Source organism: Haloarcula sp. KBTZ06 (genome assembly GCF_048595605.1).
GTDB lineage: Archaea > Halobacteriota > Halobacteria > Halobacteriales > Haloarculaceae > Haloarcula > Haloarcula hispanica.
In genome coordinates, this window is sequence record NZ_CP184337.1 from 1,116,736 (window position 1) to 1,129,374 (window position 12,639).

Genomic DNA, 12,639 nt, shown 5'->3' on the forward strand with positions numbered 1-12,639 from the left:
TAGTAAGTCGTTCGCACGATGCCGCACCCAGTGTCGATCAGTGCCTCACCCGGTGTTTTTCATCCCGGCCGCGATACCTTGGACGGTCAGCCGCAGCGTCCGGCGCTCGGTATCGGTTCGGTGGGACTGCTTGAGCAGGCGGACCTGCAACAGGTTCAGCGGGTCGACGTAGGGGTTCCGGCGCTCGAGGTTCTCCTGCAGCCACTCACGCGAGAGCAGGCCGTCCTGCCCGGTGATTTCGAGCACCTTCTCGACGGTGTCCTCGTACTCCTCGACGATACGCGGGTAGATGCGCTCGCGGAGTTCGGGGTCGGCCAGGTCGGCGTACTCCTCGGCGATTTCGAGGTCAGTACGGGCGAGCGCCAGCGACGCGTTGTCGAGCTTCGTCCGGAAGAACGGCCAGTTCTCGTACATCTCCTGTAGCGTTTCCATGTCGCCGCCGTTTTCGAGGTAGGCGTCCAGTCCGGTCGCGATAGAGTACCAGCCGGGGATGATACATCGGGCCTGCGTCCAGGAGAACACCCACGGGATGGCCCGGAGATCCTCGACACTGCGGTCCTCGCTTCGGGAGGCCGGCCGCGAGCCCATGTTGAGGTTCTCGATGACGGTGATCGGCGTCGCCTGCTCGAAGAACTCGACGAAGCCGTCCGTTTCGAGCAGGTCCTGGTACTCGTTGCGGGCGGCGTCGGACGCTGTCTCCATCGCCTCCTCCCACTCGTCGGGAATCTCCTCGACGGGCTCCTCAATGGCGTTTTTCCGCGCCCGGATCTGGGCGTTGAGCATCTGTTCGAGGTTGCGCTCGGCGATGTCGTGGTTGGCGTACTTCTCGGCGATGGCCTCGCCCTGCTCGGTGAACTTTATCTGACCGGTCACTGTCTCGTTCGGCAGGGCCAGCATGGCGTCGTTCATCGGGCCGCCGCCGCGGGAGATGGAGCCGCCGCGGCCGTGGAACAGGCGCATCTCCACGTCGTAGTCATCGGTGATGTCCGCCAGTCGTTTCTGGTTGTTGTACAGCGACCAGTTGGCGGCGAGGAAGCCGTTCTCCTTGTTCGAGTCGGAGTAGCCCAGCATGATCTCCTGGATGTTGTCCCGGGCCTCAAGAGCCTGGGAGTAGGCCTCGTTCTCGAACAGCGTGCCCATGATGCGGCGGGCTCCGGAGAGGGCGTACTCCGATTCCAGCAGCGGCACCACGTCGAACCCGCAGTAACCGGGCAGGTCGACGATGTCGACCTGGTCGGCGAGAAACAGGACCTCAAGGGCGTGACTTGGTTCTTCACACCAGGAGATGGCGTAGGTGTCGATAGCGTCGATGCCGAACTCGTTTTGCCAGTCGGCGGCCGCGCGGAAGCGGTCGAGGACGCGGGTGGCGTCCTCCGAGAGCCCCTCGGTGTCTTCCATGTCGATGACGGGGTTGTCCTGGAGGATAGCCTCGGTCAGGAACTCGACACGCTCGTCTTCGTCCATGCCGGCGTAGTCGATGCCCTCGCGCTCGACGGATTCGGCGATGGCATCGGTGTGCATCTTCCGGTGGTCGCGCAGGTCGAGGCTGGCGAGGTTGAAACCGAACGTCTCGACCTTGCGGATCAGCGGGTCGACGTGGGCCTCAGCGATGACCTCGGCGTCGTTCTCACGGAGACTGTCGGCGATGACGCGGAGGTCGGTCAGCAGTTCCTCGTCGTTCTCGTAGCCGCCCTGGCGAACGTCGCTGACCCGGATGACGGACTCGCGCATCAGCCGGAGCTTCTGGCGGTAGGGCTCGTCCGGATACCGTTCCTCGGCCTCCGTGGCAATTCCGGGGAGCCTGGACTTGTGACGGTCCAGTCGCTCGTTGAACAGCGCGTCGGTCGCGATGTTCGAGGCGTCCTGACTCAGCACCCCGGAGAGTTCCTTGAGCTTGTTGCGGTACAGCGGCAGCACGGTGTCACGCTGGCGCTCCAGCGTCTCCTCGGTCACCTCAGTGGTGACGAACGGGTTGCCGTCGCGGTCGGAGCCGGCCCACGAGCGGAACTCGTAGAGTGTGTCGATGTCGATGTCCTCGTCGTACACGTCTTCGAGGGTGTGTTCGAGTTCGTCGTACACCTCGTCGATAACGTCGAACAGGACGTTTTCGAGGTACCACTGGACGTTCAGCGCTTCGTCGGTGACCTCCGGGCGGCGGTCTCGGACCTGCGGGGTCTGCCAGAGACTCGTCACTTCAGCGTCGAGGTTGCGCTCGATGCGTTTCTGCTCGCGGTCCGTGAGCCGCCGCTCGTCGAGTCGTTCGATGTCACGGGCGACCGACCGGAGCTTCGCCTTCACCGTCTTCCGGCGGGCTTCGGTGGGGTGAGCCGTGAACGTCGGCTGGATGAGAACGTCTTCGAGCACCTGCTCGAACTCCTCCGGGTCTGCGCCGCGTTCGGCCAGGTCCCGAACGGCTTCCTCGACGCTGTCGGCCAGTACACCCTCCTCGCTCCCCTCTCGGATTTCGCGGACCCGTTCGCGCTCCTCGGCGAGATTGATAAGTTCGAAATAGGTCGTAAACGCGCGTGCGACGATATCCTGGGTCTCCGGGTTCAGTCGGTTCAGTGCCCGGTGGACTTCGTCCCGCGTCTCGGCGTCACCGCGCCGGTAGTCGATACACGACGTTCGAATGGTTTCCACCGTTTCGAACGCCTCGGTCGAGGTTTGTGCTTCCAGCACTTCGCCCAGGAGCGCACCCAACTCCCGTACGTCCTGGTTTATCTCTCTGGCGTGCAAAGTCATACCACTTCCTCCAGAACCGAGCCCTAAAACACTATTGAAACGGTGTATCAGGGATAGACGTTCGTGAAGAACCCGGTTTCGGGAAATAGCTATTATTAATCGTGGGGTTCTTTACCGTATCACACGAATCACACAGGATACAGTGGACTGCCAATGATAGATATCGCCCTGGACATGGAGCAGTACGACTGTCCCTTCATCGACACGACGGCAGACCACGACGTCGCCTTTGCAGCGGTACACTGGGACTTCGACCAGCGTGCGCGGGAGTTGGAGACGCGGATGGTTGTCGAAGCCGAGGACGCGGGGATACTCGATACGGGGCTGGACAGTCTGCAGGCCCACGAGAACATGAACGACTGTGCGCTGTTGCGCCGCGAGGACAACGCCGCCCACATCCGGACGACTATCGAGGAAACGGCGGCGATGCAGACCATCCGGGACAACGGCGGCTACATCACCGGCCCGTTCCACATTGAGGCGGGCAGCGAAACCTGGCACGTCGGATTCGACCGCGGCCGGGACGCCGATACGACGCTCTCGGAACTTGACCGCGACAACGAGTACGACGTGGTCGAACGCACGTCGACGACGCTCCCACAGCTCCAGGACCTCGTGCAGAACGCCGGCGCGGCGATGACGCTCGTCGACGGCTGCCGGGACCTCTCAGACACCGAACGCGAGACGCTGGAAACCGCCGTCTCCGAGGGCTACTTCGAGTCGCCCCGGGACGCGACGTTGGGGTCGCTTGCCGAGGACTTCGGCGTGTCCAAACCCGCCGTCTCGAAGAATCTCCGACGCGGCGAGCGGAAGATGATCCAGCGCGTCGTTGAGGCGCTGGACGACATCGAGGACTGATTCCGCTGTCTCCCCCGGCCTGTTCGCTACTCTGTTCAGAATGACAGCTGGGTGCAACTGTCACAACGGCCGTACCTAGCTCCCACTGTAGGCCTTAGCGTTGTTTTACTGCATAACTGACACTCGTGAGAGCGACATCGATACAAGACAACACCGATTGCGTGGGCTGAGATATGAATCAGCAAATGCCGGTCAAACGAATCCTGAACTGTCCGCATATCTGTGCTGCTGGGTGGTGACCGCTGATTCCACCCAGACGGATAGAGTAAGGGTTACTTCCATGCATGATTCCGAGATTGTGACCTGCTTAAATCATATTCCCACGGCCGGACGCAATACGAGTGCAAAGGAGGGGACCGGTCAAACAAATATTTCGACCAAAGATATTTTTATACAAAAGCAAAGACAACATAATCATGACTGCTGAAGAAGACGAATCATCATCTAGAAGAGCCATACCGGCTCTTGGGATGCTTTTCAAAACGGTATTTGGGTTGCTCTTGCGAATCATACTCGCACCGTACCGTCGGCTCGCAAGGCGGTTGCTTGTTGGAGTTATCCTGATACCAGTTGCCGTATTCCTCGGCGTGTTCATTTTTGCGGGGTTTGCGGGAGGAATGGAACTGTTTGACTTCCTCGGTGTGAACCGTCAGATTGGGTTTCTGATTTCAATCACCGTCGGAATGACCTTGCCGTGGGTGGTCATCCTCGGTATCCTGCATCGATACACTGACCACGAAATTCTCTAACTACCCGCAGTGCGACTGGGACAGCGAATAGCGGCGTATTTTCGTCCGAACTCTGGTCGGGTTGATAAACAGTTCTCTGATGGACCTTTGTCGCAGAAATCTACTCGATTTCGTCGGACACACAGTTCGCTGTGGCCCTTGGACTGGTCCTCTCTATCATTCCGGCGTTACTAACGTGGGTGACCGCTGAAATATATCGATTGACAGTTACTGAAGCAGTTACGTAGCAGATAGTCAAATCGGTGTGAGCGCATAATTCGCCAAGGAAAGAACGATACAGACCGTTTACGACCAGTTTTGTGACAGTCCCGGTACGGACGAGAATTGCGGTCTGTCTCGCCGCGTTAACATGTTAACTCAGCACACTATGTAGTCGGCGAGTCTACGATAATCTGTTATGCAGAACACGGCTACACGGAGGCGCGTTCTCGGCGCGCTCGGTGCCGGCGTTGTCGGGCTCAGCGGCTGTGTCAGTGACGACTCATCCATGACTGAACAGGACGGTTCGGACGGCGGCACGACGGACAGTGGCACGAACGGCGAATCGGGCGGCGGTGACTCGACGCAGACGGTCAGCATCGGCGTGCTTCAGCCCCGCGCCGGCGACCTGAAATACTACGGCGACCAGTCGCTGTGGGGCTTCCTCTCCGGGCTGGCGTACAAGGGTGAGACCGATCCGCCGACAGACGCCGGCAGCGGCGAGGTAACCATTACCGCTGGTGACACGGAGTACCGCCTGCTAATACGGGACACGGAGTTCTCGGCGGACACGGCTCAGACGGCGGCGACGAACCTCGTCGAGAACGAGAGCGTGGACATGCTCGCCGGCTGTGCGTCCTCGGCGGTCGCCAGCCGGGTCGTCACGACGGTCGTCAATCAGGCGCAGGTCCCCATCATGCTCGGTCCGGCGGCGTCGGCCGACATCACGTCCAACTCCGAGACCTGTAGCGACCTCGTCTACCGAGCGAGCGAGAACACCGCGATGGACGCCCGCTCGGGCGGGAAGTACGTCGCCAGAGAGACGGACGTTTCGAGCGTCTACCTGTTCGGCGCGGACTACAGTTTCGGCCGCGCAGTCGTCAACAACTACCGGGACGTGCTGGAGGCCGAAGGCGTCGATATCGTCGGCGAGCGATTCGTCGAGCAGGGGTACGCCGAGTGGGATGGGCTGCTTGACAACGCCGAGGAGGCCGGGGCCGAAGGCGTCGTCGGCGGGTTCACCGTCGCGACACTCCCGGCGATGTTCAACGCATTCCTCTCGGGCGACTACTCCTATCGGGTGTTCGGCGGGTTCGCCACCAGAATCACCAACAGCGTCGTCGGCGGGACGATGCAGAGCGTGCTCGGCGAACCCCTGACCGAGGAAAAGATCAGAAACTCACAGCTCGGGCCGTTCACGACTCGCTACCACTGGAACCAGTACGACAACCCGATCAACGACGCGTTCGTCGAGAGCTACACCAACGCCTACGGCGTCGTCCCGGACCTCTTCACGGCCGGGACGTTCACCGGCGCGTCGGCGATCCACCAGGCCGTCCAGGAGAGCGGGTCGACCGAGGGCGCGGACATCGCCGACGCCCTGAAGGGGATGACCGTCATCGACACGCCGAAAGGCGAGAACGGCTACACCTTCCAGGAGTACAACAATCAGGCACAGTCGGCGATGACCGTCGCGAACCCGATTCCGACGACCGACGAGTGGGCCGACAACTGGGGAGCCGCCATCATGCCCGGCGAACCGCTCGCTCGCATCAGCGCCGACGAGACGACCATCCCGCAGGACAGCGACCAGATGGACTGTTCACTGTAGGTATGCTCAGAACACAGGGACTGACCAGAGAGTTCGGGGGACTCACTGCTGTCGACAGCGTCGACTTCGAACTCGACGCGGAACTGTGCTCGCTCATTGGCCCGAACGGGGCCGGCAAGACGACGTTCTTCAATCTGCTGACCGGGAGCCTCTCGCCCACCGAGGGGACGGTCGAACTCCGGCGTGACGGACAGTGGGAGGACATCACCGACGCGTCGCCCCACGAGACGGCCAGCAAGGGCATCCATCGGTCCTATCAGGTGACGAATGTCTTCCCCAACAGCACGGTGCTTGAGAACGTCCGGGTCGCCGAACAGGCCCACAGCGACGACGCCACGACGTTCTGGCGCAACGTCGACCACTACGACGAGTTCACGGAGCGCGCCCACGAGATTCTCGACCGGGTCGGGCTTGCCCACCGGGCCGAGGACCTCGCGAGCACGCTGAGCCACGGCGCAAAGCGCAAGCTCGAAGTCGCTATCGCGCTGGCCGGCGACCCCGCGGTGCTCCTGCTGGACGAGCCAAACGCCGGCGTCTCCTCGGAGAGCGTCGACGAAATCCGGGACCTCATCGAAGCAGTGGCGGAGGACTACCCAGTCCTGCTGGTCGAGCACAACATGGACATCGTGATGGGCGTCTCCGACCGCGTCGTCGTCCTGCATCAGGGCGCGGTCATCGCAGACGGGCCACCAGCAGAGGTGCGAGCTAACCCCGACGTACAGTCGGCGTATCTCGGTGGCTACGAACCGGGCAGCTTGGACGATGACACGACAGCGACCGGGTCCGGAACGGACTCGGAGGAGGGGACGGCGTGAGCCTGCTCGAACTGAGCGGCGTCCACACGTACTACGGCGACAGCCACATCCTCGAAGGCGTCGACCTCTCCGTCGAGGAGGGTGAGGTGGTCGCGCTGGCCGGCCGCAACGGCGTCGGTAAGACGACCACGCTGCGGACGATTCTGCAACTGACACCGCCACGCGAGGGGTCGATCACCTTCCGCGACGAGTCGCTGGTCGGGCTGGAGACACACGAGGTCGCGACTCGGGGGCTGGGTTGGATTCCCGAGGACCGCCGAATATTCGGCCAGCTCACCGTCGAGGAGAACCTCCGGACGGCGATTCCGGACCCCGAGGACGTGCGCGACGGCCTCCGACTGGCCTTCGACTCGTTCCCGATACTCGAAGAGCGACGCGGGCAGGAGGCCGGGACCCTGTCGGGCGGCCAACAGCAGATGCTCGCCATCGCCCGCGGGCTGGTCGGCGACAACGACCTGCTGCTGGTCGACGAACCGAGTGAGGGGTTAGCCCCCCAAATCGTCGCCGACGTGGCCGAGGCGCTGTCGAAAGCAAGCGAGGATGTGACGATGCTGCTGGTCGAGCAGAACCTCCCGCTGGCGCTCGACTTGGCCGACCGGTTCTACATCCTCGACAAGGGCCGCGTCGTCGACGACGGCGACACGGCGGCGGTGACGGCCGACGACGAGCGGTTCAGGAGGTATCTGTCGGCATGATACTCGAAGCGCTCGTGGAGTTCCTGACGCTCGGCGAACTCGGCGGTGTCATCGTCAACGGGCTCGCCAAGTCAGCGCTGTACGTGATGATTGCCAGCGGTCTGACGCTGATTTTCGGCCTGATGGGCGTGTTGAACTTCGCCCACGGGTCACTGACGATGGTCGGGGCGTACCTCGGCGGCCTCCTGATGGTGATGACAGTCACCGGCGGGACGGCCCCGCTGACCCGCCTCGGCCTGTTCTTCGTCGCCATCGTCGTCGTGTTCGCGCTGCTGACGGTGCTTGGCGGGGCTATCGAGACAACCATCATCCGGCCGCTGTACGACCGGCCGCCAATATACCAGATCCTGCTGACGTTCGGCCTGACGCTCGTCATCGAGGAGGTCGTTCGCATTGTGCTGGGTGTCTACGGCCTCCAGCCGCTGTCGGACTGGCAGGCCGCGCTGGCGACCAAGCCGCAGTTCCTCCGCGAACCGGTCGCCCTCGGTCCCGTCAGCGTCGGCTGGATGTCGCTGTTCCAGATACTCCTTGGAACTATCACGGTGGTCGGCATCTGGGCGTTCCTCACAAAGACCCGCTATGGCCTGTACATCCGGGCCGGGAGCGAGGACACGGAGATGGCATCGGCGCTTGGCATCGACGTTCGGCAGGTGTTCACCGTCGTGTTCGCGCTGGGTATCGGGCTGGCCGGCGCGGCCGGAACGCTGCTGATGTGGGACCCGACGTGGGGCGCGAGCGTCCCGCTCGCAGCCGAGACGCTGCTGCCGGCGTTCATCGTCGTCATCGTCGGCGGCCTCGGGACGTTCCGGGGCACTGTTGTCGCGGCACTGGTCGTCGGGATGGCCGACGCGGTAACGACCTGGTGGTTCCAGAACGTCATCGAGTTCACGGGCCTGCCGGAACTGGTGTTGTTTCTGGTCCTCGTGGTGACGCTCATCGTCCGCCCGCAGGGCCTGTTCGGCGTCGAGGAGGTGGGGGGCCATTAGCGCTGAAACCGAGGCCGACGCCGAGGCGGCGTCCGAGCCACAGACCCCCACGACTGTTGAGACGGGGTGGCCCCGCGAGTACTTGCGGGACCACACCGCTCACACCCTCGTTATCGCCCTGCTGGCGCTGTACCCGCCGGTGTATCACACGCTGTTGAACTCGCCTGTCGGTGCCGAGACGCAGATGCTACTGCCGACCGTAGAGACGATGGTCGGCGTCCTCTATTTCGGCCTCTTTGCTATCTCCTTTGACTTCATCAGCGGCTACACCGGCTACCTCTCGTTTGGCCACGCGGTGTTCTACGGCACCGGCGCGTACACCGTCATCCTCATTGCTAACGGGAAGCTGCCGTTGCTTGGCCCCGGGACGCCGTTCATGCTGTCCCTGCTGGTCGGCGGTCTCATCGCCGTCGTGCTGGCGATGCTCGTCGGCCTCGTCTCGTTCCGCCTCTCTGGTGTCTACTTCGCGATGATTACGCTCGGCTTCGCGCAGGTGTTCTACGTGTTCGTCCGCGGCTGGGACTACGTGGCGACCAACCCCCGGGACGGCCCCGCGGTCGGGCCGAGCCACGCCGAAGGCTTCCAGATTGGGGTTCCCGGCATTGACCAGCTATCCCTGTCAATCGGCGTACTCACCGGCGACGAGGTGGCCCTGCTTGGGTCGACGCTGTCCGGGACGGAAGTGTCCTACTACATGATCGGCCTCGTCGTCCTCGCATGCTACTTCGCCATGCAGCGAATAATCCACTCCCCGTTCGGGCGGGTGCTGATTGCCATCCGGGAAAACGAGGAGCGCGCTATCGCCATCGGCTACAACACCTACCTCTACAAGCTCGGAGCCTTCGCCATCAGCGGCTTCTTCGCCGCCGTCGCCGGCGGACTGTTCGCCGGCTTCAAGCGGTCGGCCAGCCCGGAGAACTCCTTTTACTTCCTGGTGACCGGCGACGCCCTGCTGGCGAGTATCATCGGCGGCTTCGGGACGCTTGCCGGTTCGCTGTACGGGCATCTATTCGACGAGACCGTCCGAGAGTTCCTCTCGAAGGCCGGGCAGGGTGGCGGCCTGTTGCCCTATCTCCGCGCCCTGCTGGGCCAGGAAACGCTGGACGCGACGCTGGTCGGCGAGACGACTATCGGCGGCCTCATCGACCTGCTGTTGAACGGCCACGCGAGTCTCTACGTCGGTATCGTGTTCGTGCTGTTCGTGCTCTATGTCCCCGACGGACTGCTCGGGACGCTGCGAGCACGCATCGGCGGAACGTTCGCCGAGGCGCTGCCGGCGAAACTTCGGGGTGATTCGGAATGACGAAACCAGTGAAAACGACCGTCGAACCGCCAGACCGTACGACGACTTGGGCGTGGGGCGGCCGCTATCCACCTGGTCGGCCCACGGAGGCGTATCGACAACAAGACGACACGCAGTGTGACAACCCGAAGGGGGAGCCAGCAGAGCAATGACCGCGGAACCGGACCACTTGAAGGATATCCAACCAGAACCTGCCAGTATGCAATACGCGACTAACGACGGCGTCTCGCTCGCCTACGAGCACGAGGGGCCGTCAGACGCCGAGACTGTGGTCTTCGTCGAAGGCATCGGCTACGGCCGCTGGATGTGGCTGTGGCAACAGGAGGCACTCGTCGACGAGTACCAGACCCTCGTATGGGACAACCGCGGCACCGGCGACTCCGAGGAGCCCGACGGGCCCTACACGATGCGCGAGATGGCCAGCGACCTAGAGGCCGTACTCGACGACGCCGGCGTCGAGCAGGCCCACGTCGTCGGGGCCAGTATGGGCGGGATGATCGCCCAGCAGTACGCACTGGAGTACGATCGGGCGCAGTCGCTGACGCTCATGTGTACCTCGCCAGGCGGGCCGGAAGCCAAGGCGGTCCCCGAGGAGACCCAACAGCGGATGTTCAACGTACCCGAGGACCTCGACAAGCGCGAACTCCGGCGGTACAAAATGCAGCCCGCGCTTTCGGATCGGTTCATGGGCACCCACGAAGACCTCATCGAGCGCATCATCGACTGGCGCATCGACAGCGACGCCAGCGACCAAGCCCTCGAATGGCAAGGCGCGGCTGTGCAGGCCCACGATGTGTCGGACCGCCTCCAGCAGATTACGGAGCCGTGCCTGGTCATCCACGGGACCGCTGACGAGGTCGTCCCCTACGAGAACGGGAAACTGCTGGCGCGGGGCTTGCCAAACGCCGACTTCATCACCGTCCACGGCGGTCCGCACCTGTTGTTCATTGAGGAGTACGACCGCGTCAACACACAGATACGGGAGTTCATCGACGATGTCTGAGGGGACGCCACAGGAGTGGGTCGGTGCCTGGAGCGAGCGCCGGGCCGCGCTCACGCCGGACCGCGAGGGATTGGTGGATGCGACCACCGGCGAGCGGTTCACCTACGCCGAACTGGACCGGCGAGCGAACCGGACCGCTCGCCTGCTCCGGCAGTACGGGGTCGGTGCGGACGCCGACGCCGCCCGCACTGCGACGGACGCCACGGCGGCAGCCGGCACCGTCGCCGTCGTCTCGCGGAACCGCCCCGCCGTCGTCGACCTGTTCTTCGCCACGGGCAAGACCGGGAGCCGACTCGCCCCGCTGTCCCATCGGCTCGCGCCCCCTGAACTCGCCGAACTCCTTGACCGCGTGGACCCTGAAATCCTCGTCGTCGAGTCCCCCTTCGCAGAGACTGTCTCGACCGCTCTGGAGACAGCCGACGCGACTGCGCCCGAAATCATCCAGCTCGAAACCACCGACGGCGCGTCCTCGGATTCCACGCTCGACAGCACGCTCTACGCTTCGGCCCTCCCCCAGGATGACGCGCCCGTCGAGACGGCGACCCCGGCCCCCGGTGACACGCACCTCCTCCTGCACACCGGCGGGTCGACGGGGACGCCCAAGGAGACGGAAATCACGCATCGCGGCATCGTCTGGAACTCCCTGAACACGATTACGGCCTGGGGGCTGCGGGCCGACGACGTGACGCCGATGGTGTTCCCGATGTTCCACACCGGGGGCTGGAACGTCCTCACCGTCCCGCTGTGGCATCTGGGCGGAACGGTCGTCATCGCCCGCGAGTTTGACCCCGGCGACGTGCTGGAGACCATCGATACTGAGGGTGGGACCGTCCTCGTCGCCGTCCCCGCAGTGCTGCGAATGATGACGGACCACGACCGCTGGACGGAGACGGACCTCTCGACGCTGCGCTTCGCCAAGTCCGGCGGCGGCCCCTGCCGCAAGAGCGTGATGGAGGCGTGGTGGGATCGCGGCGTCGACCTCTCGCAGGGGTACGGTCTCACCGAGTGCGGCCCGAACAACTTCGCGATGCCGGAGGGCTGGCCCCGCGAGAAGGCCGATTCCGTCGGCAAGCCGGCGATGCACGTCGACGCCAGAGTCGTCGAACCCGACGACGGTGACAACGGCGATGGTCCCTCCGACGCGCGAAAGACGGTCGACCCCGGCACCGTCGGCGAACTCCAGTTGCGCTCGCCCCACGCCGCGACGGGCTACCTCGACAACCCCGAGGCCACCGCCGAGACGTTCGGCGACGGCTGGGTGTCGACTGGCGACCTCGCCCGCGCCGACGCAGACGGCTACTACTACATCGAGGGTCGAACCAAGCATATGTTCGTCAGCGGCGGCGAGAACGTCTATCCCGCGGAGGTCGAGGACGCTATCGCCGACCATCCGTCGGTCGGTGAAGTCGTCGTGATTCCGGTGCCCGACGACAGGTGGGGCCAGGTCGGCAAGGCCGTCATCGAACCTGCGACCGATAGCACGACAGGCGGGGCCAGCGACCGGTCGCTGACACTCGACGGCCTCCGGACGTTCCTCGACGACCGACTAGCCCGGTACAAACACCCCCGTGAGATTGCGTTCGTCGAGGCGATGCCGACCAGCGGTCCGGACAAGATCGACCGGGGTGCAATCTTGGACCGGTTCGGGGCGTAATCCGTCAATGCAGGCGTATCTTCA

Annotated in this window: 10 protein-coding genes; 9 read left to right on the forward strand and 1 reads right to left on the reverse strand. The window is 63.8% G+C overall.

Features of this window, described 5'->3' with window-relative positions:
- Nucleotides 1–45: 45 nt before the first annotated feature.
- Nucleotides 46–2,742: a phosphoenolpyruvate carboxylase gene (gene ppc, locus ACNO8S_RS05885; protein WP_050037886.1), complete on the reverse strand. Its 2,697-nt coding sequence runs from the start codon at nucleotides 2,740–2,742 to the stop codon at nucleotides 46–48.
- Between the two features lie 153 nt (nucleotides 2,743–2,895).
- On the opposite strand from ppc, the gene ACNO8S_RS05890 reads away from it, so the two are divergent.
- The 9 genes from ACNO8S_RS05890 (at nucleotide 2,896) to ACNO8S_RS05930 (ending at nucleotide 12,615) form a co-directional block, all read left to right on the forward strand.
- Entirely contained in the window at nucleotides 2,896–3,600 is a 705-nt protein-coding gene (locus ACNO8S_RS05890; protein ID WP_014040140.1) for a helix-turn-helix domain-containing protein, read from the forward strand.
- A gap of 416 nt (nucleotides 3,601–4,016) precedes the next feature.
- The gene (locus tag ACNO8S_RS05895; RefSeq protein WP_023843227.1) at nucleotides 4,017–4,349 is read left to right on the forward strand and encodes a hypothetical protein; all 333 of its coding nucleotides are present in this window, start codon (nucleotides 4,017–4,019) and stop codon (nucleotides 4,347–4,349) included.
- 397 nt (nucleotides 4,350–4,746) lie between these two features.
- The gene (locus tag ACNO8S_RS05900; protein WP_420182642.1) at nucleotides 4,747–6,159 is read left to right on the forward strand and encodes an ABC transporter substrate-binding protein; all 1,413 of its coding nucleotides are present in this window, start codon (nucleotides 4,747–4,749) and stop codon (nucleotides 6,157–6,159) included.
- A 2-nt stretch (nucleotides 6,160–6,161) separates the two neighbouring features.
- A complete protein-coding gene (locus ACNO8S_RS05905) occupies nucleotides 6,162–6,974 on the forward strand; it encodes an ABC transporter ATP-binding protein (protein WP_151146475.1) in 813 nt (270 codons plus the stop codon).
- Nucleotides 6,971–7,669 carry an ABC transporter ATP-binding protein gene (locus ACNO8S_RS05910; protein WP_420182643.1) on the forward strand — a complete coding sequence of 233 codons (699 nt, stop codon included), beginning with the start codon at nucleotides 6,971–6,973 and terminating at the stop codon, nucleotides 7,667–7,669. Before ACNO8S_RS05905 ends, ACNO8S_RS05910 begins: the two co-directional genes overlap by 4 nt.
- Nucleotides 7,666–8,655: a branched-chain amino acid ABC transporter permease gene (locus tag ACNO8S_RS05915; RefSeq protein ID WP_420182644.1), complete on the forward strand. Its 990-nt coding sequence runs from the start codon at nucleotides 7,666–7,668 to the stop codon at nucleotides 8,653–8,655. Before ACNO8S_RS05910 ends, ACNO8S_RS05915 begins: the two co-directional genes overlap by 4 nt.
- Before the next feature lie 139 nt (nucleotides 8,656–8,794).
- Entirely contained in the window at nucleotides 8,795–9,958 is a 1,164-nt protein-coding gene (locus tag ACNO8S_RS05920; protein WP_079980826.1) for a branched-chain amino acid ABC transporter permease, read from the forward strand.
- A 148-nt stretch (nucleotides 9,959–10,106) separates the two neighbouring features.
- Nucleotides 10,107–10,961, forward strand: a complete 855-nt coding sequence (locus tag ACNO8S_RS05925) for an alpha/beta fold hydrolase (RefSeq protein WP_080510065.1) — start codon at nucleotides 10,107–10,109, stop codon at nucleotides 10,959–10,961.
- Nucleotides 10,954–12,615: an AMP-binding protein gene (locus ACNO8S_RS05930; protein WP_420182645.1), complete on the forward strand. Its 1,662-nt coding sequence runs from the start codon at nucleotides 10,954–10,956 to the stop codon at nucleotides 12,613–12,615. The genes ACNO8S_RS05925 and ACNO8S_RS05930 overlap by 8 nt, the downstream gene beginning before the upstream one ends.
- Nucleotides 12,616–12,639: the final 24 nt, after the last annotated feature.

Excerpts from the sequence above, each read along its gene's own strand:
- ACNO8S_RS05890 (WP_014040140.1), top strand. The coding sequence starts at position 2,896 with ATGATAGATATCGCCCTGGACATGGAGCAGTACGACTGTCCCTTCATC.
- ACNO8S_RS05905 (WP_151146475.1), top strand. The coding sequence starts at position 6,162 with ATGCTCAGAACACAGGGACTGACCAGAGAGTTCGGGGGACTCACTGCT.
- ACNO8S_RS05930 (WP_420182645.1), top strand. The coding sequence starts at position 10,954 with ATGTCTGAGGGGACGCCACAGGAGTGGGTCGGTGCCTGGAGCGAGCGC.
- ACNO8S_RS05895 (WP_023843227.1), top strand. The coding sequence starts at position 4,017 with ATGACTGCTGAAGAAGACGAATCATCATCTAGAAGAGCCATACCGGCT.
- ACNO8S_RS05925 (WP_080510065.1), top strand. The coding sequence starts at position 10,107 with ATGACCGCGGAACCGGACCACTTGAAGGATATCCAACCAGAACCTGCC.
- ACNO8S_RS05915 (WP_420182644.1), top strand. The coding sequence starts at position 7,666 with ATGATACTCGAAGCGCTCGTGGAGTTCCTGACGCTCGGCGAACTCGGC.
- ppc (WP_050037886.1), bottom strand. The coding sequence starts at position 2,742 with ATGACTTTGCACGCCAGAGAGATAAACCAGGACGTACGGGAGTTGGGT.
- ACNO8S_RS05900 (WP_420182642.1), top strand. The coding sequence starts at position 4,747 with ATGCAGAACACGGCTACACGGAGGCGCGTTCTCGGCGCGCTCGGTGCC.